This is a genomic window from Plantactinospora sp. DSM 117369, from assembly GCF_053764795.1.
Map to the genome: position 1 here is coordinate 9,856,833 of NZ_CM132446.1, position 21,668 is coordinate 9,878,500.

The following is a 21,668-nucleotide window of genomic DNA, read 5'->3' on the forward strand; positions in this document are numbered from 1 at the left end:
CGGCGGCGGGACGGCCGCGGCGGCGGGCGGGAAATCACACTCTCGCGTGGCGACACGCGCCCACAGGTGAGGCCGTGACAGGATGCGGCGTGTCTCCGTTGCGCGCCGCACCCGCTGACGGCTCCCCCTCCGCCGCCGTGCCCTTCGTCGCGGACCTGCACATCCACTCGAAATACTCCCGCGCGTGCAGCCGTGACCTGACCATGCCGAACCTCGCCTGGTGGGCCCGGCGCAAGGGAATCAGCCTGCTCGGCACCGGTGACTTCACCCACCCCGCCTGGTACGAGCACCTGCGCGAGACGCTGCACCCGGCCGAGCCGGGGCTCTACCGGCTCAGCCCGGAGGCGGAGCGGGACATCGCACGCCGGCTGCCGCCCCGGCTGGCCAGCGTCGCCGAGGCGAGCCCGATGCGCTACATGCTCAGCGTCGAGATCTCCACCATCTACAAGCGGGACGACCGGACCCGCAAGGTGCACCACCTGATCTACCTGCCCGACCTGGACGCGGTGGCCCGGTTCAACGCCACACTCGGCCGGATCGGCAACATCGGCTCCGACGGGCGGCCGATTCTCGGCCTGGACTCCCGGGACCTGCTGGAAATCACCCTGGAGGCCAGCCCGGACGGCTACCTCGTCCCGGCGCACATCTGGACCCCGTGGTTCTCCGCGCTCGGCTCGAAATCCGGCTTCGACGCGATCGCGGACTGCTACGCCGACCTCGCCGAGCACATCTTCGCGGTCGAGACCGGGCTCTCCTCCGACCCCGAGATGAACTGGCGGGTGTCCAGTCTGGACCGCTACCGGCTGGTCTCCAACTCGGACGCGCACTCCCCGCCGGCCCTGGCCCGGGAGGCCACCGTCTTCGCCACCGACCTCGACTACTACGCGGTGCGGGCGGCGCTGCGTACCGGGGACGGGTTGCGGGGCACCATCGAGTTCTTCCCCGAGGAGGGGAAGTACCACGCGGACGGGCACCGGCTCTGCGGGGTGAACTGGGAGCCCGAGCGGACCAGGGAGGCGGGCGGGCGCTGCCCGGAGTGCGGCAAGCCGCTCACGGTCGGCGTACTGAGCCGGGTCGAGGACCTGGCCGACCGGCCGGACGGGCACCGGCCGGCGAACGCGCCGCAGGTCACCCACCTGATCCAGCTCGCCGAGATCCTGGGCGAGATCAACAAGGTCGGTCCGAAGTCGAAGACGGTGGAGGGACAGCTCAACACCCTGGTCGCCGGCCTCGGCGCCGAACTGGACATCCTCACCGTCACGCCGGTGGAGGAGATCCGCCGGGTCGGCGGCGAACTGCTCGCCGAGGCGATCACCCGGCTCCGGCGCGGCCAGGTACGCCGGATCCCCGGCTACGACGGCGAGTACGGCGTGATCACCCTCTTCGAGCCCGGTGAGCTGTCGTCCGGCTCCGGCGGTGCCGGTCGGGGCGGTGGGCAGGCGGAGACGCTCTTCGCGGACGCGCTCTTCGACGTACCCGTGCCGCGACAGCGACCACCCGCGGAGCCGAAGGCGCCGGTCCGGGCCGCCCGCCCGACGCAGCCGGCGCCGGACGCCCCGGCCGAGCCGCGCCGCCGGCCCCGGGCCGCCACCCCGCCGGCCGAACCCGCGCCGCCGCTCGCCCCGCCGCCGTCGCCGCACGAGCCGTTCGAGCCGATGCTCGCCGGCATGGAGGAGGTGGGCACCGGGCTGCTGGACCGGCTCGACGCGATGCAGCGGGTCGCCGCCTCCGCCCCGGGCGGGCCACTGCTGATCGTGGCCGGCCCCGGCACCGGCAAGACCCGCACCCTCACCCACCGGATCGCGTACCTCTGCGCCGAGCTGAACGTCTATCCGGAACACTGCCTGGCGATCACCTTCACCCGGCGGGCCGCCGAGGAGCTGCGGCACCGGCTGGACGGGCTGCTCGGGCCGGTCGCCGAGGACGTCACCGTCGGCACCTTCCACTCGCTCGGCCTGACCATCCTGCGGGAGAACGCCCGGGCCGCCGGGCTGCCGGACGACTTCCGGATCGCCGACGACACCGAGCGGGCAACCGCGCGGGCCGAGGCCGGCGACGACGACGCGACCTACCTGAAGCTGCTGCGCGGCCAGGACCTGGTCGACCTGGACGAGCTGGTCGGCCTGCCGGTGACGCTGCTGCGCGACGACCCGGAGCTGGTCGCGCGCTACCGGGACCGGTGGCGGTGGATCTTCGTTGACGAGTACCAGGACGTGGACGCCACGCAATACGAACTGCTCCGGCTGCTCAGCCCGGCCGACGGCAACCTCTGCGCGATCGGCGACCCGGACCAGGCGATCTACTCGTTCCGGGGCGCCGACGTGGCGTACTTCCTGCGGTTCTCGCAGGACTTCGTGGACGCCCGGCTGGTCCGGCTGACCCGCAACTACCGCTCGTCGGCGCCAATCCTGGCCGCCGCCGTACAGGCGATCGCGCCGTCCACCCTGGTCCGGGGCCGCCGGCTCGACCCGGCCCGGCTCGACCCGGAGGCGCCGCTGGTCGGCCGCTATCCGGCGGCCTCCGTCGCGGACGAGGCCGATTTCGTGGTACGCACCGTCGACGACCTCGTCGGCGGGCTGTCGCACCGCTCCCTCGACTCCGGTCGGATCGACGGCCGGACCAGCAACGTGTCCTTCTCCGACATCGCGGTGCTGTACCGCACCGACGCCCAGGCGGCACCGATCCTGGACGCGCTGGCCCGGGCGAACATCCCGGTGCAGAAGCGCTCGCACAACCGGCTGCGGGACCGGCCCGGCGTCTCGGTGATCGCCCGCGAGCTGCGGCACGCCGACGGCCTCGGCGGCTCGGTCGCCGCCCGGGTACGCCTGGCCGGGCAGGTACTCGCCGAGCGGCACGCCACCCCGACCCTGGACGCCACCGGCGGGATCGGCCCGGACGACATCTGGACGGCAGCGGATCTGCTCACCCCGCTGGCCCGGCGCTGCGGCGACGACCTGGAGCTGTTCCTCTCCCAGTTGGCCACCGGGGCCGAGGTCGACGCGCTCGACCCGCGCGCGGAGGCGGTCACCCTGCTCACCCTGCACGCCGCCAAGGGCCTGGAGTTCCCGGTGGTCTTCCTGCCCGGCTGCGAGGACGGGCTGCTGCCGCTGCGCTTCCCCGGCTCGACACCGAGCGAGGAGGAGGTGGCGGAGGAGCGCCGGCTCTTCTTCGTCGGGCTGACCCGGGCACAGGACCGGCTCTACCTCAGCCACGTGGGCCGGCGGCTGCGGCACGGCCAGGAGCGGGACTGCGTACCCTCGCCGTTCCTCGACGCGATCGACGCCGGGCTCTTCGAACGGCTCGGCGACAACGCACCCCGGCGCCCGAAGGACCGCCAACTCCGGCTGCTCTGAGCCGCCTCGGCCGGGGCCGGGCTCACTGGTGGTGCGGCGCGTGGCTCAGGCGGCGAGGAGTACCGCGCCCAGCGTGCCGGTGAGCATCGCCGGGCCGTGCGGCAGGTGGTCGCGGCGGTCGATCCGGCGCAGCCGGAGCAGCACGGCGGCGTACCCGCTGGCCAGCAGCAGGCCGGCCAGCGCGCCGGAGAACGCGGTGTCCCAGCCGTACCAGCCGGTGGCGAGGCCGAGCCCCAGGGCGAGCTTGGCGTCCCCCGGCCCCAGCCCGCCGGGCGCGAGCAGGACCAGCCCGAGGTACGCCCCGGCCAGCGCCAGCGCGCAGGCCGCCGCCACCGCGTACCGGCCGAACTGGCCGGAGGTGAGCGCGGCCGCGCCGAGCAGCCCGGCCGCACCGGCCGCCGCCGGCAGGGTCAGCCGGTCGGGGAGCCGCCGTACCGCGACGTCGACGAAGCCGAGCACGATGCCGAAGCCGGCGAGCCAGGCGTAGGCCAGCAACGGGAGTACCCCGTCGACCCGGGCGGCGAGCGCGGCGTACCCGGTCGCGGCGACGACCTCGACCAGCCCCGGGCGCGGGCCGACCACTCCCCGGCAGTGCGGACAGCGCCCGGTCGACGGCAGTACGCCGAGCGGGTTCCGCCGGGTCGGCGTGCCGAGCACCGCCGCGCAGTGCGGGCAGTCGCGCCGGCCCGTCCGCCCGGCACGGTCCTCCGGCCTTGCAAGACCGGCACCGTCCCGCTGACCGGCACCGTCCCGCTGACCGGCACCGTCCCGCTGACCGGCACCGTCCCGCAGACCGGCGACGTCGGGGCGGTCCGGGCGGGTCTGCGGAGTCCGCCGTCCCGCCCCGGGCACGGCGTACCGGAAGATCTGCCGGCGCAGCAGCGGTCCGAGCAGGACTCCGAGAAGCCCGGCCGCCGCCACCACGCCCGGTGTCACGTCCCGCCCCGCCCCCGGGTCGCGGTGCCGGCCGGACGGGTGCCGGCCGAGGAGTGTGGGCGTTCGGTGGAGACGACCAGGGCGACGCCGAGCACGATCACCGCACCGCCGAGCAGCACCCGCCCGGTGACCGACTCGTCGAGCAGCAGCGCGCCGAGGGTGACCGCGACCACCGGGTTGACATAGGCGTACGTCGACACCAGCGAGATCGGCGCGTGGCGCAGCAGCCAGACGTACGCGGTGAACGCGACCAGCGACCCGGCCAGGGTGAGGTAGCCGAGCGCCAGCCACGAGCGGGTGGTGACCGCGCCGAGGTCGAGGCCGTGCGTCTCGCCCCGGGCGACACCGAGTACGGCCAGCGCGGCCGAGCCGGCGAGCATCTCATAGAGGGTGGCCACGAACGGGTCGCCGGGCATGTCGAGCCGGCCGGACAGGAACGAGCCGACGGACCAGGAGACGGCGGAACCGACCACGGTCAGCGCCCCGACGATCGGGGCCGCGCCGGCGCCTCCGGTCGGCAGTACCAGCAGCACCAGACCGGCGAAGCCGGCGCTCACCCCGAGCAGGGTGGCCAGCCTGGGCCGGTCGCCGGTGCCGGCCCGGAGCACCACCACCAGCAGCGGCACCATGGCGACGAGCAGCGCGGCGACCCCGGTGGGGACCGCGATCGACGGCGGCCCCGACTCGGCCAGCACCACCAGCCCGTTCCCGCCGGCCAGCAGCAGTACGCCGACCAGCGCGGTGCTGCCCAGTTGGCGCCGGGTCACCCGCAGTACGCCGGGGCCGCGCCACAGCCGCAGTACCACCGCCAGTACCCCGGCGGCGACCACGAACCGGGCGGCCGCCGACAGCAGCGGTGGCAGCGTCTCCACGGTGACCCGGATGCCGAGGTAGGTGGAGCCCCAGACCAGATAGACGATGCCCAGCGCGACCCAGATGAGTGAACCTTTTTCAACCTCCCCTTGCGGTCCGACGGACCGCAAGGTCGGACGCGGTGCCTGAGCGCCGCGCGGTTCAGGTTGAAAAAGGTTCAGTGCCGAGCGGGTCGGCGGCGCCGGGGCGGGACCGGCCGGCACGGCGGGCCGGTCGACCGGCCCGGCCGGCGTCTCCGAGCACTCGACCGGCGCGGCACATTCGACCTCGCACTCGACCGGCGCGGCACATTCGGCCTCGACCAGCGCGACGCGCTCGGCCTCGACCAGCGCGACGCGTTCCGGCTCGACCGAGGCGGCCCCGGCCGGCGAGGTTGGCGCGCTTCCGGGAGGTGAGGTCATCGGAGGGTCACGCTACGGTGGCCACAGCAGGCTCGTCCCAGGCGAGTGGCGAGCCTCTCACCGATCCGTACCAGGAGGACAGTCGATGGCCAACTACGGACCGCCCGGCGGACCGTACCCCGGTCCGTCGCAGCCGTGGAACGACCCGGACCGGCAGACCACCGACGAGTACGGCCAGCCGGTCGACCCCTGGGGCGAGCAGGACCAGGCGGGCGGGGCGGGCCACTGGGGAGGCGGGCAGCCGTCGGCGCCACCGGGCGGCCCCGGTTCCCCGGTCAGCCATCCCGGCTATCCGGCCGGATATCCCGGGCCGGCCGGGCCCGGCGCGGCGCCGCCCTCGGGCGCGCCGGGCGCCGGCTATGCACCGACCCGGCGGCACGACGTCGGCCACGCTCTGCCGCCGCACCACTCCGGCGGGTCCGCGCCGTACGCTCCGCCGCCGGGCGGCTGGACCGCGTCCGACGCCGACCCGGTGTGGGCGACGCCAGCCCCGGACCCGTCATGGTCCACCTCGACACCGGACCCGATGCCGAAGGGGCGCGGCAACCGGTCCTTCGTCGCCGTCCTGGTCGGGCTGGCGGTACTGGTCCTCGGCGGTGCGGCGATCGGCGTCTACCTGCTCGGCCGCGACGAGCCGCCGCCGGACGCCCAGTCGCCGGTCACCGAACAGACCGAGGAGCCGGCCGACCAGGCCAGCCTCCCGGCCGAGTCGGCACCGACGACCGCGCCGGCCGCACCGTCCACCGACGCACGGTTCGTCAAGGCCGGTCAGTGCGTCCGGAACGAGGGTACGGAGGCGACGCCGAAGCTGGCGATCACGAGCTGCGCGCCGCAGACCTACGAGGTGCTCGCCCGCTACAACGGCGCCACCACCGGTGCCCAGGACGCGAAGACCAAATGTGCCCAGGTGCGCAACTACACGAACTTCTACTTCTTCAACAGCGAGCTGGACGAACTGGACTTCGTGCTCTGTCTTCGGAAACGATAGCTCCCGGGGTGCCGCCACCCGGCACTCCGACGAGATGAGCGGCGGTCCGAGCGACCTGCCGCGTACGATCCGCGCCCACCCCGACCCCTGCGTCAGCCATCCCAGGTGTCCGTAACGCAGTCGGAGCGCGCGCCCGACCCTGGAGAAGCATGTCGATTTACGGAACGCCTGCCGGAGGGCAGCCCGAAGACCCGGATCAGTCCCCCTCGTCGGGCCCGCCCGCCGGTGGCGGTCCACCCCCACCACCGGGCACCCCGCCGCCGAGCCCCGGCTATCCGCCGGCCCCGGACGCCGGCTATCCGCCGCCACCACCGGCTCCGAGCTATCCACCCCCCGGTTACCCGCCGCCGGTCGGCACCGGGGCTGGGCAGCCGAGCGACGCGCCCAGCCCGGGGTGGGGTCAGCCGCCGTCGGGTGGCGGAGCGGGTTCGGAGTGGGGTCCGCCGCCGTCGGGCGGCGGACCGAATCCGGCCTGGGGGCAGCCGCCCACCAGCGGCGGACCGAATCCGGCCTGGGGGCAACCGCCCACCAGCGGCGGACCGAATCCGGCCTGGGGGCAACCGCCCACCAGCGGCGGACCGAATCCCGAGTGGGGGCAGCCGCAGCCGCCCACCAGCGGCGGTCCGAGTCCCGAGTGGGGGCAGCCCCCGTCGGGTGGCGGGGCGTACCAGCCCGGGTACCCGGGAGCGACCGACCAGCCGCAGTCCGGGCCGCCCGGCGCGCCGTACGGGGGCGGAGGTCAGTACCAGCCCCCGGGTGCGCCGTACGGCGGGCCCGGTGCGCCAGGTGCCCCGTACGGTCCGCCCGGTGCGCCGCTCGGCCCGGCCGGCGCCCCGCCGAAGTCCGGCGGCGGGCTGAAGATCGCCCTCATCGTCGGCGGCATCGTGTTGCTGCTGCTCTGCGCCTGTGGGGGCGTCGGGATCTGGTGGGCGGTCGACCAATCCGGCGACGACTCCGACCCGGGCATCGGGGCTCCCGCTCCGACCAGTTCGGCGCGGTCCACCCCGAGCCGCCCCGCCAGCACCCCGTCGAGTTCGTCCGAGCGGTACGTCAAGGGCGACTGCCTGGTCAACGACGGCACCGATGACGAGCCGGAGCTCCGCAAGGTGGCGTGTGGACCTGGCACCTACGAGGTGCTGTCCCGGATCCCGTTCACCACCGACCCGAAGCAGTGCGAGAACGACCCGATCTTCGGCTCGCCGGAGGCGGACGCCAACTACGTACAGGACGACCCGCTGGACCTGGGCGACTTCGTCCTCTGCCTGAAGCGGCGCTGACCAGCACAGGCGCACTTCGGTAGGCAAAACTAGGACCGTCTAGCATCCACGCTAGACGGTCCTAGTTTTTGCTCGACGACCCTCGACGCCCCGCCGACCTCCGGCCCGGGCGGTCGCCTCCCGCGCCGCCAGCCCGCCCGACCTCCGGGCGCGACACGGCTACCCCGATCTACGGATGTCTAGCGCCCCGGCTAGACGGCCCGATAGCGTGCGATACGTGGATCCGGTCCGCAACCCGTACGCGCCGGGCGCCGGCCAGCGCCCGCCCGAACTCGCCGGGCGGGGGCGCGAGCTCGAGGTCTTCGACGTCGTGCTGGAGCGGATCGCCCGGGGGCGCCCGGAACGCAGCCTGGTTCTCACCGGCCTGCGCGGAGTCGGCAAGACGGTGCTGCTCAACACGCTCCGCTCCCAGGCGATCAACCGGCTGTGGGGTACGGGGAAGATCGAGGCCCGGCCGGACCAGTCGATCCGCCGGCCGGTGGCCGCCGCCCTGCACATGGCGATCCGGGAACTGGCTCCCCGGCACCGGGCACCCGACCGGATCGACGATTTCCTCGGCGTACTCAAGGCGTTCGCGCTGCGTTCGGCGCCGGCCGGATCGGGACGGGGTGGCGGGGCGACCCGGCTGCGGGACCGCTGGCAACCCGGCATCGACGTACCGGCGGCGAGCGGCCGGGCCGACTCCGGCGACATCGAGATCGACCTCGTCGAACTCTTCACCGACGCGGCCGAGGTCGCCGCCGACGTCGGCACCGGGATCGCGGTCTTCCTCGACGAGATGCAGGACCTCGGCCCCGAGGACGTCTCCGGGCTCTGCGCGGCGTGCCACGAGCTGTCCCAGCTCGGCGCGCCGCTGATCGTGGTCGGCGCCGGGTTGCCGCACCTGCCGGCCGTACTCTCCGCCGCCAAGTCCTACTCCGAGCGGCTCTTCCGCTACCAGCGGATCGACCGGCTGGACCGGATCGCCGCCGACCAGGCCCTCTGTGCCCCCGCCGCCCGGGAGCAGGTCGAGTACGAGCCGAAGGCCCTCGACCTGCTCTACGAGAAGTCCGGCGGCTATCCGTACTTCGTCCAGGCGTACGGGAAGGCCACCTGGGACTCCGCGCCCCGGTCACCGGTGACCGCCGCCGACGTCCGGGTCGCCGCGCCCGAGGCCGAGGCCGAGTTGGCGGTCGGGTTCTTCGGTTCCCGCTTCGAGCGGGCTACCCCGGCGGAACGGGAGTACATGCGGGCGATGGCGGCGCTCTCCCTGGTCGAGGCGCCGGACGGCGACGACGGCACCGGGGGCGGTCCCCGGGACGACATGGACGCCGCCGTCTCCACCGCCGAGATCGCCCGCTCGCTCGGGCGCAAGCCGGCCAGCCTCTCACCGGCCCGGGACGCGCTGATCAAGAAGGGACTGATCTACTCGGGCGAGCGCGGCACGGTGGCCTTCACGGTCCCGCACTTCGGCCGGTACCTGCGCACCCAGCCTGCCTGACCGGCACCGCCCGGCGATCCCGCGACCGGCACCGCCCACCGGGCCGGCGGGACCTCAGACCTGTGACCAGGGTGGTGGGAAGGTCACCTCGCCGCTCGGCACCGGGTCGTCGGAGCCGTCCACCGAGGGCAGCACCAGCGCCTGCCACGGATCACCCAACCCGGACCACGGGCTGGTCAGCCCGAACCGCGCGGCGGGGGAAAACCCGAACCGGCGGTAGTAGGCGGGGTTGCCGAGCACCACCACCAGGCGCTCGCCGAGTTCGGCGGCGGCGTCGAGCGCGGCCCGGACGACGTCCTGGCCGTAGCCGCGGCGCTGCCAGGCCGGCCGCACCGCCACCGGGCCGAGCGCCAGCGCCGGTACCCCGCCCGGCCACACCTCGACCCGACTCAGCAGGGCGTAACCGACCAGCTCGCCGTCGACTTCGGCCACCATGGACAGCTCGGGCAGCCAGGCGTCGCTGACCCGCAGCGCCTCGACCAACTGCACCTCTGGGGGCAGCCGGCGCTCCGGGCTGGCGAACGCCTCGGCGACCAGTTGACGGATCGCCACGGCGTCGGCGGAGCCCTCTGCGCGGAGCCGCACAGTTGTCACAGCTCGCGACGGTACCGCGACCGCGCCGTCCAGTCTCCCACTTCGACGGGTGAAACATGGCGCGGACGGGTAAGACTTGACCCATGAAACCCGTACGCACCGTGGCCCGCACCCTGTTGAGCACGATCTTCGTGGTCAGCGGCGCCCGCGCCGTGGCCAATCCCGAACTTCACGTGAACCGGGCGAAGCGGGTGACGGGCAAGGTCGCCCCGCTGTTGCAGGGCATCCACGAGGGGATCCCCACCGATCCGGCCAGCCTGGTCAGAATCAACGGTGCCGCCCAGCTCCTCGGCGGGCTGCTGCTGGCCACCGGACACTTCACCCGGCCGGCCGCGGGGCTGCTGGCCGGCACGCTGGTGCCGACCACCATCGCCGGGCACCCCTTCTGGGAGCAGGACGACCCGGCAGAGCGGCGGATCCACCAGATCCACTTCATGAAGAACCTCGGGCTGATGGGCGGGCTGCTGCTCGCGGCCGCCGACACCGAGGGCCGGCCCGGCCTGGGCTGGCGGACCAGCCACGCGGTGGGTGGCGGCCGTCGACGGGTACGCCGGGCGGTGCGCACCGCGCGGCGTGACGCGCGGATCGCCGTACGCTCCGCGACGGCGGCCCGGAAACTGCCTGGCTGAGCGCCGAACCGCCGCACCTGGAGCCGGTTCCCGGGGTCGGTTCCCCGCTTGCCGGGCGGTGCCGGGATCGCCGATCGGCCCACGGTCCATGCCGGACATATGCTAGTTTCACCTGACTGAGCGGCTGTGAATCCCCTGAACCGCACTCGTCGCGTTAACGCGGCGGAAATGTCGCGAACCAGTGTGGGATCGGACACGGTCGCATAACGCAGGAGGCACTCGAGTGACCCACCGTTCTAGGCTCCCTGGAGGACCTGGGCGGAAGACCGACATTGGTACGGGGGTGGCCACGCCATGCCGGCGACCGTCGAAAGACGGCTAGGCCGCCTCGCCCCAGTCCGCCGCTTTGCTCGTGGAATCGACCGTCGAGCAGTCGTACGGATCGGCATCGTCGCCGTCGTCTGCTACGCCGCGTGGCTCGCCATTGCCACGTTCGGACGGCCGTACAACTTCTTCGACATGAAGATCTACCACGGTGCGGTGGTCTGGTGGGCGGGCGGACACGAGCTCTACGACTTCATCGCACCCAGGACCACCCTCGGCTTCACCTATCCACCCTTCGCGGGTCTGGTCATGCTGCCGATGGCGAGCATCCCGCTCGGCCTCGCCGGCTGGCTCAACATCGTCGCCAGCGTCGCGACCCTGGCGATCGTGCTCGCCGCGCTACTCAAGCCGATCACCGACCGGCTCGGCTGGTCGCTCTGGTTCACCCTGGGTCTCGCCGTGCCGATGGCGGTCGCCATCGAGCCGGCCCGGGAGACGCTCGGCTACGGCCAGGTCAACCTGCTGCTCTTCGGTCTCGTCATGGCCGACCTGGTGGCGCTGCGCTGGCGGGCCCGGCGTGGCAGTCGGATCACCGCCGGCGACGGCCCGCTGCGCCGGCTCTTCTTCAGCGGCGCCTGGGCCGGGGTCGGGATCGGCCTGGCCACCTCGATCAAGCTCACTCCGGCGCTCTTCGTCGTCTATCTCCTGATCACCCGGCAGTGGCGGGCCGCGATGACCGCGGTGGGCACGGCGATCGCCGTCACCGTCGGCACCTTCGCGATCGCCGGTCGCGAGTCGACCAGCTACTTCATGTCGGTGCTCTGGCAGACCGAGCGGGTCGGCGCGGCGGACATGACGCCGAACCAGTCGCTGGCCGGGGTGCTCGCCCGGCTGTACGACTCGATCGAGACCCCCACCCTGCTCTGGCTCGCGTTCGCGATGCTGCTGCTGGCGCTCGGGCTGTCCCGCGCCTCGCACGCGCACGCCGACGGCGACGAACTGACCGCCTTCACCCTGGTCGGGCTCACCACCAACGTGATCAGCCCGATCTCCTGGTCGCACCACCTGGTCTGGGTGATCCCGGCGATCGTGATCCTCGCCGACGCCGCGAGTCGACGCCGGACGGCCAGCCGGGGTCCGGGGCCGCGTCCGCCACTGTCGACGGCCGGCACCAGCCCGGCCGGGATGACCGGGCTGCGCGCACCGATCTGGTTCCCCACCCTGACCGGCCTGCGGCACGGCGCGGCGGCGGTCGGGCTCTACCTGCTCTTCCTGATCTCACCGATCTGGCCGTACGAGCACCAGTTGCCGGAGGTGTCGCACTACCAGGACGGCTTCTTCGGCGCCCTGATGGAGAACTCCCTGGCCCTGGCGATCATCGTGCTGGTCGCCGCGCTGCCGTGGCGGCCCGGCGCGGAGCCGGCCTTCTACGTCGAGCACGCCCGGCTCGACCGCCGGCTCGCCGGCCAGCGGTAACGGATCGACCCCGTCGGTCGCCATGTGACGGGTCGCCATGTGACGGTCAGGGGCAGTTCACCCACTCCTCGGTGCCGTCGGCGAAGAGCTGCCGCTTCCACACCGGCAACCGGGCCTTGACCTCGTCGACCAGCCGCGCACAGGCCGTGAAGGCCGCCGCCCGGTGCGCGGTGCTCACCGCCGCCACCAGGGCCACGTCGCCGATCTCCAGCGGGCCGAGCCGGTGCGAGACCGCCACCGCGTGTACGTCCGGATCGGCCGCGATCTCGGCGGCCACCTCCCGCAGCACGTCGGCGGCGCTCGGGTGGCCCTCGTATTCCAGCCGCAGCACCGAGCGGCCGTGGTCGTGGTCGCGTACCACGCCCTGGAAGGAGACCACCGCACCGGCGGCGGCGTCGGCGACCACGGACTCGTGGAAGGCAAGGTCCAGCGGGGCGGTGCCGACGGCGGTGTGCAGCCGGCCGCTCGGCGGCACGGCTTCGGTGTCGACGGCGGGCTCGCTCCGTACGCTCATCTCACACTCCTCGCTCGGGGCGCTCTCCGGGCAGCAGTGGCAACGGTACGACTGGTACCCGGTCGCCCGGCTCGCCCTTGGTGCCCGGGGCGATGACGGCGAACCCGGTCGCGCCGGCCAGCCCGCGCAGCATCGCCGAGCCGACGTGCCGGACCGGAATGGCGGTGTTGTCGGCGGGGTCCACCCGGACCAGCGCCAGATGGGTGAAGTCGCCCCGCCCGGCCACCGGCTCGGCCAGCGTCACCCGGGGCAGCTCCGGCATCACCCGGCCGCGCAGCCCGGCCAGCAGCGGGGCGGCCAGGGAGACAACCGCGACGATCGCCGACTGTGGATTGCCCGGCAGCCCGGCAACGAACCGGACCCGGCCGTCCGGCCCGGTCACCCGGGCGAGCAGCATCGGAAAGCCCGGGCGTACGGCCACGGTGTTGACGACGTATTCCGCGCCCAGCTCGCGCAGGGCCGGGTGCAGGTGGTCGACCGGTCCGTGCATGGTGCCGCCCGTGGTGCAGACCAGGTCGGCGGTGCCGAGACCCTGGCGGAGCGCCTCGACGTGTGCCTCCAGGGTGTCCGCCACCGGACCGACCACGTCGGCGGCGGTGATGGTGCAGCCGTACCGGCGCAGCCAGGCGGGGACGGCCGGACCGAGCGAGTCGCGTACCCGGCCGGCGCCGGGGCGGCCGGCGGTGAGCAGCTCGTCACCGAAGATGATCAGGGAGGCCCGGGGCGCCCGGCGGACCCGGAGGGCGTCGTAGCCGCACGACGCCGCCAGCCCGATCACGCCGGGGTCGACCGGGGTACCGGCCGGCAGCAGCTCCTCCCCGGCGTGCGCCTCCTCGCCCGGGGCCCGCCACTCCGGCGCCGACCGCAGCGTGCCGGCGACCAGCCCGTCGGCGGTACGCGTCGACTCCTCGACCCGGAGCACTCCGGCCGCACCGTCCGGCAGCATCGCACCGGTGGCGATCTCGACGGCGGTGCCGTCCTCGACCAGCGGTGCCGGCGTGCCACCGGCGAGGACCCGGCCGACGATCCGCCAGGGTGCGGCGCCGCGTACGGCCCAGCCGTCCACGCTCGACGTCGGGAAGGCGGGCAGGTCGGTGAGGGTGGTCAGCGGCTCGGCCAGGGTCTGGCCGTCCGCCTCGGCGACCGGCAGCTCGACCGGCTCCGGCGCGGCGCCGACGCCGGCCTGGTAGACCTGGGACCGGGCCTGTGCCCAGCTCAGCGTCGGCGGGACGGTCGGCGGATCGGTGGCGATCGCGGTCTCGGTGCTCACGCCGACCCGCCCGCCGCGCGTCCGGCCCGCTGCTGCGCGCTCCTCACGTTCACCGTACGAGCCTATCGTCGCGGCCCGACGCTGCGCGGTGGAGTTCAGTCGGTACGCGGGTGGTCGCCGCCCCGGAGCTGGTCGACAGCGTGCCCCAGGATCGGCCCGAGTACGGCGAGCCCGTCCTTGGCACCACCGGTGGAGCCGGGCAGGTTGACCACCAGCATCCGGCCGAGTACGCCGGCCAGGCCACGGGAGAGCGCCGCCGTCGGCACCTTGTCCCGGCTGTACGCCCGGATCGCCTCGGCGATGCCCGGGATCTCGTAGTCGAGCAGCGCCCGGGTCACCTCGGGGGTCCGGTCGGTCGGGTTGATCCCGGTGCCGCCACTTGTCAGCACGACGTCGACGCCCTCGGCCGCCGCGCGCCGCAACTCGGTGCCGACCGGGTCGCCGTCGCGCACCACCACCGGCTCGTCGACCTGGCAGCCGAGCTTCGTCAGGCCCTCGACCAGCAGCGGGCCGCTGGTGTCGGCGTAGACGCCGGTGGCGGCCCGGTTGGAGGCGACCACGACCCTCGCCCGGATCACGGCCGGTCCGCCGGTCGGGTCCAGTCGCCGGTCTTGCCGCCTTCCTTGCGCAGCACGCGTACCCCCTCGATCGAGGCCGCCGGGTCGACGGCCTTGACCATGTCGATCAGCGCGAGCCCGGCGGTGGCCACGGCGGTCAGCGCCTCCATCTCGACGCCGGTCCGGTCGGCGGTCCGGACCGTCGCGGTGATCTCGACGGTGTCCTCGCCGGGTTCCAGGTCGACGGTGACGCCGTGCAGGGCGATCGGATGACAGAGTGGGATCAGGTCCGGGGTGCGTTTCGCGCCCATGATGCCGGCGAGCCGACCGACGGCCAGGGCGTCGCCCTTGGGCAGCCCGTCCCGGCGCAACAGCTCGACCACCTCGGCCGTGGTACGCAGCCGACCGGCGGCGACGGCCCGGCGCACCGAGACCGGCTTGGCGGAGACGTCGACCATCCGGGCCGACCCGGCGGAGTCGACGTGGGTGAGGTGCGCGGACTCGGTCACCTTCGGGAGCCTACCGGCCGCCGGTCGTCGACCGGGGCGCCCGCTCGGGTCGACGGCCCTCGATCAGGCGTGGGTCCGGTGGCTCCGGCCGGAAGGGGCGGACACCCCTGCTACGCTTCGCAGCCCATCGGTCCACATAGAAACACATTTACCAGCGTCATTGTCCTGTCAAGTGATGGCACGGCACTTGAATTGACCCGAAATGCGGGGATAGCCCGAGTGGCACGCTTTTGTCGCCTGATCGGAGACCCAGAGTCAACGGATCGACACGAACCGAGTTCTACCAGGTCAGCCGATGGAGACTCATGGTCGGTTCGCCGAGACTCGACGCCAAATCACGTGGAGTGCAGCACGCCGGTCGACCGCATTGCCAGCCGCCGGGGCCGAACGATCCGATTCCCACGACTACCGGATCAGACCTTCCACCGCACGTGTCGGAGCGGGTATCCCGGAGGGAAGCCGAGCGCCGTCACTCCCTAACCTCAGTTCGCCAGCCACGCTAGCCGCTCACAGTTCCCATATATGGACAGAGCGTGACGAATACGGCGCCACTTGGCTAATACTGAGCATAGCGACATTTATCGTCGCTAACCCTGTCGTAGTCCCCTAAGCTTCACCCATCTCGCGATTGCGACCGGTAAGCAAGGGAACATTCCGCACGTTCGGGTGTGACTCGGATGCATTCAGATGGAGGCGTCGGCATGCGCGGCAACGAGTGGCTCTGAGAGCGATACAGTCATCACGCTGAGCACCCACAAGGTTGCTACCGTTACAGGCCATCAGGTCTTGGCGACACAGGAATCGGCGTGAGTCAGACACAGCGAGACGACAACGGGACCGATCAGCGGCTGTTGCTGCTCGTCGGTCTCGTCGCTGTTTCCGCTGCGGTCGTGGCCGCCCTCGCGCTGGTCGAGACCATCGGTAACCCGCCGAGGTCAGGCGATCAACTGCTCACAGTGGCGCTGCTGATCGTGACGCTGACGATCAGCCTCCCCGTCAAAGCTCCAATTCGGATCAGGTCGACGACTCACGCGACCGCATGGGTCGAGACCGCCATCATCATAGGTGTCGCCTTGGCGCCCACTTCCTGGGTCGTGCTCTGCACCGGTCTCGGTGTGACAATCGCAACGAGGATCATGCGGGTTTCCTCGATAAAGACGATTTTCACTGTCAGCAAGAACATGCTGGTGGCAGCCGGGGCCGGCATGACCCTGATGCTCTTTGGCTGGTCTTGGCCACCGGACGAACTACAGAACCTGATCGCCCCACTCGCTGCGGCCTACGCCGTCGCGGCGCTGCTCGACGAAGCGCTCGGCATACCGGTGATCGCTCTGGCGGCCCGGACGAACGTGCTTCGACACTTCGCGACGAACTGGGACCTTCGACTCGCCGGCTTCGGAGTGCGGTTCGTCGTCGCCGTCTTCACTCTGATCCTCCTCTGGATCGAGCCCTGGCTGCTGGTGGCCATGCCGCCGCTGGCGCTCAGCCTGCACCTGGCGTACTCGACCCGGGTGCGGGCGCGGGCCGAGCGGCAGGCCTGGCAGGACCTGGCGCACACCACCGACGCGCTCAACGTCGTCGACATCGACGCTGTGCTGCACACCGCCGTGTCACAGGCCGCCATCCTGTTCTCCGCCGACGAAGTCGAAGTGGAGTTGCACGAGAGCCGGCGCATCGTCCGGGGCAGCAGTGAGGCCGTCACCTACGACGGCCTCGCCAGCCAGCCCTCGACGGTCAACGGTTCGGTCATCCCGATCGAGATGAAGGGATACGACGGCAGCCACATCGGAATGCTGCGGCTGCGCTTCCGGGGGCCGGTCAAGCTCTCCGAGCGGGAGCAGTACACCCTGCGTACCTTCGCGTCGGCGCTCTGCACGGCGGTCCGCAACGCGTCCGCGTACGCCGAGTTGAACCGGGTGGCCGAGGAGCACGCGCACGCCGCCGCGCACGACGCGCTGACCGGCCTGGCGAACCGGCGGCACCTGCTCGACCGGGGCGCCGAGCAACTCGGCCAGCGCCGCACCGAGGGGGTCGTCGCGCTGCTGCTGATCGACCTCAACCACTTCAAGGAGGTCAACGACACCCTCGGGCACGCGGCCGGCGACCGGGTACTGATCCAGGTGGCCGAGCGGCTGCGCGGCGCCGTACACGGTGAGGACCTGGTCGCCCGGCTCGGCGGCGACGAGTTCGCGGTGCTCTTCCACGGCCTGCCGGCCCCGGCGGTCGCCGCGCACCGGGCCGAGGCGCTGCTCACCGCGCTGCACGAGCCGATCGAACTCGACGGGATGCGGATCAGCGTCGAGGCCAGCGGCGGCATCGCGGTCGCGCCGAGCAGCGGCGGAATGACCGAGCTGCTGCGCCGCGCCGACGTGGCGATGTACCAGGCCAAGCGGGCCGGACGCCGGATCGCCACGTACGCCCCGGCCCGGGACACCGCCGACCTCAGCCGGCTCTCGCTCGGCGGCGACCTGCCCCGGGCGGTGGCCGACCGCGAGTTCACCGTCAACTTCCAGCCGATCGTCGACCTCGGCAGCGGCGAGGTGGTGGCCGCCGAGGCGCTGGCCCGGTGGCGCCATCCGGCCCGGGGCACCATCGACCCGCTCCGGTTCCTGGAGACGGTGGAGCGGTCCGGGCTGCTGCCGGCGTTCGCCGAGGCCGTCCTCGACCAGTCGCTGATCGCCGCCAACACCTGGCGGGAGGCCGGCTTCGACCTGCCGGTGGCGGTCAACGTCTCGCCGCGCAGCCTGCTGGACGCCCGGTTCCCCGGCTCGGTACTGGCCCGGCTGCGGGCGCACGACCTGCCGCCGGACCGGCTGGTGCTGGAACTGACCGAGACGTTGACGCTGAGCCAGCTCGAGGTGGTCGACCAGGTGCTCGGCCAGCTCCGGGACGCGGGGATCCAGCTCGCCCTGGACGACTTCGGCACCGGTTACTCGTCGCTGTCGGTACTGTCCCGGATCCCCGTACACGAACTGAAGATCGACCGGGGCTTTGTCACCGCGATGGAGACCTCGGCCGAGGCCACCGCGGTGATCCGGTCCACCGTCGACCTCGGCCGCAGCCTCAACCTGAGCGTGGTGGCCGAGGGGGTGGAGAGCGAGCCGCAGCGCCACGCGCTCTGGGAGCTGGGCTGCGCCGCCGGGCAGGGGCACCTCTTCGCCCGACCGATGCCGGCCGCCCGGCTGCTCGCCGCCCTGCACCAGGGAGCGGGCGGCCGGCCCGGCACGCTGGCCCCCGCGCTGCACGACGAGGGCGCCGTGGTCCGACTCTCCCCCGGCCGCCGGCCCGGACCGCGCCGCGCCGAGCGCCTGCCACACCTAGGGGCCTGACCACCGCACCCGGCGCCGAGCGCCTGCACACCTGCCGGCCTGACCACCGCACCCGGCGCCGTCCGCCTGCCACACCTGCCGGCTAATCACCGCACGCCCCGCAGGCGGTCTGCCACACTTGCCCGCGTGACTGCCACGGACGAACTGGAGACCGCCGCAGCCGACCGCCGGAGATACTGGCGCCGGGCCGACCGGGCCGCCGGGGGGCTCGCCGCCGACCTGGTGCTCTATCTCCTCTCCACCGGCTTCGCCGCCGTCACCGCAGCCACCTCCACACTCCTGCCGCACCGGGCCTGGGGCAGCGTCGCCGCCGTCGGCTACCTGCTCGGCACGATCGTGGTGCTCGGTCAACTCCTCGTCCGGCGCCGCCGGCCCGACTCCCGGCTGGCCGGTACCGCCGCGCGAGGTGGGCTGACCGTCGTCACCTGGGCCGCCACCGCCCTGCTGCCGCTGGTCTGGCAGGCGGTCGAGCGGGTCGGCGGCCGGCTCGACCGGGCCCAGGAGGAGGTGGTGGTGGTCGAGCACTCCGGCGCCCGGCTGCTCGACCACGGCACGCCGTACCTGACCCGGGACGCCATCGCCGCGCTGCCGGGCGGAGAGCAGCTCCTCGGCTACACCCCGTACCAGCCGGGCATGGCGCTCTTCGGGCTGCCCCGCGCCGTCGCCGGCACCGCGTGGTGGACGGACGCCCGGATCTGGTTCGCCGTGGCCACCGCCGTCGCGCTCGGCCTGGCCGTGCTGCTGCTGCGCCGCCCGGCGGCGACGGTCGCCGGCGGTCGCACCGCGCCGTCGGTGAAGCGGGCCGGTGCCCGGGACGCCGCGCTGGTCCGGGCGGTGCAGCTCGCGACGGTACTGCCGGTCTGCGCGCTGACCCTGGCGACCGGCGGTGACGACCTTCCGGTCCTCGCTCTCTGCCTGCTCGCCCTCGCCTGCGCCGCCCGGGACCGCTTCGTCGCCGCCGGGCTTGCGGTCGGACTCGCGGCGGCACTGAAACTCTTCGCCTGGCCGGTCGCGCTGGTCCTGCTGGTACACGCCGCCACGCGGGGCCGCCGGAGCGGGCTGCGGCTGGCCGCCGGGGCGCTCGGCCTGCCGCTGGTCGCGCTCGTCCCGGCCCAGCTCGTCGACTCGGCGGCGCTGGTCGAGAACGTGCTGCGCTTCCCGCTCGGCCACGGCCTGGTCAGCAGCCCGGCCGCGTCACCGTTCCCCGGGTACCTGATCGCGCAGGCACTGCCCGCCGGCCGGGTGGTCGCCGCCGCGCTGCTGGTCGCGGCCGGTCTGCTGATCGCCGTCCTGCTGCTGCGCCGCCCGCCGCGCACGGCCGCCTCCGCCGCGCTGTTCTGCGGGTACGGGCTGCTCGCCGCGATCCTGCTGATGCCGTCGACCCGGTTCGGGTACCTGCTCTATCCGGTCGCCTTCCTCGGCTGGGTCACCGCGCTCCGGCTCGCCCGCACCCCGCGGGACACCCCGGACTCCGACCGCACACCGGTGCCGACGGCCACCCCGTGAATGCCGACGGCCGTCCGTGAACCCGCCCCGCTCCGCCGAGCCTGACGAACCCGCTGAGCCCCATCAGCCCCATCAGCCGCACGAGCCCGACGAACCCGACGAGCCGCCCGCGCTGCCGAACCGGCCCGGCTGGGATGTCTTCGCCGTGGTCGCCCTCGGCGGGGCGCTCGGCGCGGCCGGCCGGTACGGGCTGGTGGTGCTCTGGCCGCACGCCGCGACCGGCGTACCGTGGGCGACCCTGGTCACCAACCTCTCCGGCTGCGCCCTGATCGGCCTGCTGATGCGGCTGGTCACCACCGCCGCCGCCCCGCACCGGCTGGTCCGGCCGTTCCTCGGCACCGGGATCCTCGGCGGCTTCACCACGTTCTCCACCTACGCGGTGGAGACCCGGGGACTGCTCGCCGCGGGCCGCCCCGGTGTCGCCGTCGGCTACCTGCTCGGCACGCTCGCCGGCGCGCTGGTCGCGGTACGCCTCGGGATGTGGGCGGCGGACCGGGTGCGGTCGTGACCGGGCAGCAGGGACCGCGATGCTGACCTGGACGGCGGTGCTGCTCGGCGGCGCGGTCGGCGCGGTCGGCCGGTTCACGGTCAACTGGCTGGTCGAGCGCCGGTCCCGCCCCGCGCCGTGGGCCACGTTCACGGTCAACGTCGCCGGCTCACTGGTGCTGGGCCTGCTCGCCGGCACCGGTGCCGCCCTGCCGGGCTGGGTCGGCGCGCTGGTCGGCACCGGCTTCTGCGGCGCCCTGACCACGTACTCGACGTTCGGCTACGAGACCGTGCAGTTGCTCCGGAGCGGGCCGGCAGGGCGCGGCTGGGCGGTGCTGAACGTGCTGACCTCCCTCGCCGTCGGGCTCGGCGCCGCCGCCCTGGGCTGGCAACTCGGCAGCCTCCAGTGATCCCGTGACCCGCCCCGCCCACCCGGCCGACCGGGACGGTGGCGGTACGCCGGACCCGGCGGGATGGCCGGGCCGCCGCCCGAGGAACGTCCCACACGCCCTCCCGACAGCTTTTCTGGGGCGTCTGCCGAGCGGGATCGGCCGGCAGGGCGTAAACCTGAGGCATGAACGCGACCTATCGGGATCGGGCGGAGGCCGGTGCCGCACTCGCCGACCGGCTCACCTCGATCGCCGGCGACCCGGACGTGGTCGTCCTCGGGCTGGTCCGGGGCGGCGTACCGGTGGCCGCGGCGGTGGCGGAACGGCTCGGCGCACCGCTGGACGTACTGGTGGTCCGGAAACTGGGCCTGCCGGAGGCACCCGAGGTGGCCTTCGGTGCGGTCGGACCGGGCGGGCTGCGGGTGCTCAACGAGGAGATCGCCGACCGGCTGGACCCGGAGGAGGTGGACGCGGTGGTGCGGGCCGAGACCGCCGAACTCGAACGGCGCGAGCGGCTCTACCGGAAGGACCGGCCGCCGCTGCGGCTGGACGGCCGGATCGCGGTGATCGTCGACGACGGGCTGGCCACCGGGGCCACCGCGCGGGCCGCCGTGGGGGTCGGCCGGCAACTGGGCGCCCGACGGGTGGTGCTGGCCGTCCCGGTCGGCGCGCCGCAGGCGTACGACGTGCTCAGCGACGCCGCCGACGAGGTGGTCTGCCCGGAGCGCCCGGCCGACTTCGGCGCCGTCAGCCGTTACTACGACGACTTCCATGAAGTGTCCGATGCCGAAGTGGTGGCCGCGCTGACAGGAACTCGGTGATTCGACCGGGTACCGT

The 21,668-nt window shown here is 73.5% G+C and carries 18 protein-coding genes; 11 read left to right on the forward strand and 7 right to left on the reverse strand.

What is annotated here, in order from left to right:
* The first annotated feature begins 89 nt into the window (after positions 1 to 89).
* The gene (locus ACSMXO_RS42465; RefSeq protein ID WP_346258152.1) at positions 90 to 3,353 is read left to right on the forward strand and encodes a UvrD-helicase domain-containing protein; all 3,264 of its coding nucleotides are present in this window, start codon (positions 90 to 92) and stop codon (positions 3,351 to 3,353) included.
* Between the two features lie 45 nt (positions 3,354 to 3,398).
* Here ACSMXO_RS42465 and ACSMXO_RS42470 read toward each other — a convergent pair whose 3' ends face one another.
* The gene (locus ACSMXO_RS42470; RefSeq protein WP_455416220.1) at positions 3,399 to 4,289 is read right to left on the reverse strand and encodes a prepilin peptidase; all 891 of its coding nucleotides are present in this window, start codon (positions 4,287 to 4,289) and stop codon (positions 3,399 to 3,401) included.
* Positions 4,286 to 5,563 (reverse strand): EamA family transporter, encoded by a 1,278-nt coding sequence (locus ACSMXO_RS42475; protein ID WP_455416221.1) that lies wholly within the window; start codon positions 5,561 to 5,563, stop codon positions 4,286 to 4,288. Before ACSMXO_RS42475 ends, ACSMXO_RS42470 begins: the two co-directional genes overlap by 4 nt.
* 85 nt (positions 5,564 to 5,648) lie before the next feature.
* Here ACSMXO_RS42475 and ACSMXO_RS42480 point away from each other — a divergent pair, with 85 nt between their 5' ends.
* The 3 genes from ACSMXO_RS42480 to ACSMXO_RS42490 all read left to right on the forward strand — a co-directional run bounded on the left by ACSMXO_RS42480 (position 5,649) and on the right by ACSMXO_RS42490 (position 9,308).
* A complete protein-coding gene (locus ACSMXO_RS42480) occupies positions 5,649 to 6,551 on the forward strand; it encodes an LppU/SCO3897 family protein (RefSeq protein WP_455416222.1) in 903 nt (300 codons plus the stop codon).
* 149 nt (positions 6,552 to 6,700) lie between these two features.
* On the forward strand, positions 6,701 to 7,828 hold the full coding sequence (locus tag ACSMXO_RS42485) for an LppU/SCO3897 family protein (RefSeq protein ID WP_455416223.1): 1,128 nt from the start codon (positions 6,701 to 6,703) through the stop codon (positions 7,826 to 7,828).
* 217 nt (positions 7,829 to 8,045) lie between these two features.
* On the forward strand, positions 8,046 to 9,308 hold the full coding sequence (locus tag ACSMXO_RS42490; RefSeq protein WP_455416224.1) for an ATP-binding protein: 1,263 nt from the start codon (positions 8,046 to 8,048) through the stop codon (positions 9,306 to 9,308).
* A gap of 54 nt (positions 9,309 to 9,362) precedes the next feature.
* On the opposite strand, the gene ACSMXO_RS42495 is transcribed toward ACSMXO_RS42490, so the two are convergent.
* Complete coding sequence (locus ACSMXO_RS42495; RefSeq protein ID WP_346258158.1) at positions 9,363 to 9,902, reverse strand: GNAT family N-acetyltransferase; 540 nt, start codon at positions 9,900 to 9,902, stop codon at positions 9,363 to 9,365.
* Positions 9,903 to 9,985: 83 nt separating this feature from the next.
* On the opposite strand from ACSMXO_RS42495, the gene ACSMXO_RS42500 reads away from it, so the two are divergent.
* Complete coding sequence (locus tag ACSMXO_RS42500; RefSeq protein WP_455416225.1) at positions 9,986 to 10,531, forward strand: DoxX family membrane protein; 546 nt, start codon at positions 9,986 to 9,988, stop codon at positions 10,529 to 10,531.
* Between the two features lie 294 nt (positions 10,532 to 10,825).
* Positions 10,826 to 12,271, forward strand: coding sequence for a glycosyltransferase 87 family protein (locus ACSMXO_RS42505; RefSeq protein WP_346258160.1), 1,446 nt, complete (start codon positions 10,826 to 10,828; stop codon positions 12,269 to 12,271).
* A gap of 46 nt (positions 12,272 to 12,317) precedes the next feature.
* Here the strand turns inward: ACSMXO_RS42505 and ACSMXO_RS42510 are convergent, their stop codons facing one another.
* The 4 genes from ACSMXO_RS42510 to moaC all read right to left on the reverse strand — a co-directional run bounded on the left by ACSMXO_RS42510 (position 12,318) and on the right by moaC (position 15,121).
* Positions 12,318 to 12,785: a molybdenum cofactor biosynthesis protein MoaE gene (locus ACSMXO_RS42510; RefSeq protein ID WP_455416226.1), complete on the reverse strand. Its 468-nt coding sequence runs from the start codon at positions 12,783 to 12,785 to the stop codon at positions 12,318 to 12,320.
* A gap of 1 nt (position 12,786) precedes the next feature.
* Positions 12,787 to 14,055: a molybdopterin molybdotransferase MoeA gene (locus ACSMXO_RS42515; RefSeq protein ID WP_455416227.1), complete on the reverse strand. Its 1,269-nt coding sequence runs from the start codon at positions 14,053 to 14,055 to the stop codon at positions 12,787 to 12,789.
* Between the two features lie 95 nt (positions 14,056 to 14,150).
* Positions 14,151 to 14,633 (reverse strand): MogA/MoaB family molybdenum cofactor biosynthesis protein, encoded by a 483-nt coding sequence (locus ACSMXO_RS42520; RefSeq protein ID WP_455416228.1) that lies wholly within the window; start codon positions 14,631 to 14,633, stop codon positions 14,151 to 14,153.
* Positions 14,630 to 15,121 (reverse strand): cyclic pyranopterin monophosphate synthase MoaC, encoded by a 492-nt coding sequence (moaC, locus tag ACSMXO_RS42525; protein ID WP_318399917.1) that lies wholly within the window; start codon positions 15,119 to 15,121, stop codon positions 14,630 to 14,632. The genes ACSMXO_RS42520 and moaC overlap by 4 nt, the downstream gene beginning before the upstream one ends.
* Positions 15,122 to 15,927: 806 nt before the next feature.
* Here moaC and ACSMXO_RS42530 point away from each other — a divergent pair.
* The 5 genes from ACSMXO_RS42530 (at position 15,928) to ACSMXO_RS42550 (ending at position 21,652) form a co-directional block, all read left to right on the forward strand.
* Positions 15,928 to 18,450, forward strand: a complete 2,523-nt coding sequence (locus ACSMXO_RS42530; RefSeq protein WP_455416229.1) for a putative bifunctional diguanylate cyclase/phosphodiesterase — start codon at positions 15,928 to 15,930, stop codon at positions 18,448 to 18,450.
* Positions 18,451 to 18,594: 144 nt separating this feature from the next.
* Positions 18,595 to 19,956, forward strand: a complete 1,362-nt coding sequence (locus ACSMXO_RS42535; protein ID WP_455419443.1) for a glycosyltransferase 87 family protein — start codon at positions 18,595 to 18,597, stop codon at positions 19,954 to 19,956.
* A gap of 16 nt (positions 19,957 to 19,972) precedes the next feature.
* Positions 19,973 to 20,464, forward strand: coding sequence for a fluoride efflux transporter CrcB (crcB, locus tag ACSMXO_RS42540; protein ID WP_455416230.1), 492 nt, complete (start codon positions 19,973 to 19,975; stop codon positions 20,462 to 20,464).
* Between the two features lie 22 nt (positions 20,465 to 20,486).
* On the forward strand, positions 20,487 to 20,852 hold the full coding sequence (crcB, locus tag ACSMXO_RS42545) for a fluoride efflux transporter CrcB (protein ID WP_455419444.1): 366 nt from the start codon (positions 20,487 to 20,489) through the stop codon (positions 20,850 to 20,852).
* A 164-nt stretch (positions 20,853 to 21,016) separates the two neighbouring features.
* Positions 21,017 to 21,652 carry a phosphoribosyltransferase gene (locus tag ACSMXO_RS42550; protein ID WP_346258170.1) on the forward strand — a complete coding sequence of 212 codons (636 nt, stop codon included), beginning with the start codon at positions 21,017 to 21,019 and terminating at the stop codon, positions 21,650 to 21,652.
* Positions 21,653 to 21,668: the final 16 nt, after the last annotated feature.

What these genes read in the sequence shown, in the direction of transcription:
- ACSMXO_RS42475 (WP_455416221.1), bottom strand. Translation starts at nt 5,563, where the DNA reads ATGACCTCACCTCCCGGAAGCGCGCCAACCTCGCCGGCCGGGGCCGCC.
- ACSMXO_RS42480 (WP_455416222.1), top strand. Translation starts at nt 5,649, where the DNA reads ATGGCCAACTACGGACCGCCCGGCGGACCGTACCCCGGTCCGTCGCAG.
- ACSMXO_RS42485 (WP_455416223.1), top strand. Translation starts at nt 6,701, where the DNA reads ATGTCGATTTACGGAACGCCTGCCGGAGGGCAGCCCGAAGACCCGGAT.
- ACSMXO_RS42500 (WP_455416225.1), top strand. Translation starts at nt 9,986, where the DNA reads ATGAAACCCGTACGCACCGTGGCCCGCACCCTGTTGAGCACGATCTTC.
- ACSMXO_RS42505 (WP_346258160.1), top strand. Translation starts at nt 10,826, where the DNA reads ATGCCGGCGACCGTCGAAAGACGGCTAGGCCGCCTCGCCCCAGTCCGC.
- ACSMXO_RS42510 (WP_455416226.1), bottom strand. Translation starts at nt 12,785, where the DNA reads ATGAGCGTACGGAGCGAGCCCGCCGTCGACACCGAAGCCGTGCCGCCG.
- ACSMXO_RS42550 (WP_346258170.1), top strand. Translation starts at nt 21,017, where the DNA reads ATGAACGCGACCTATCGGGATCGGGCGGAGGCCGGTGCCGCACTCGCC.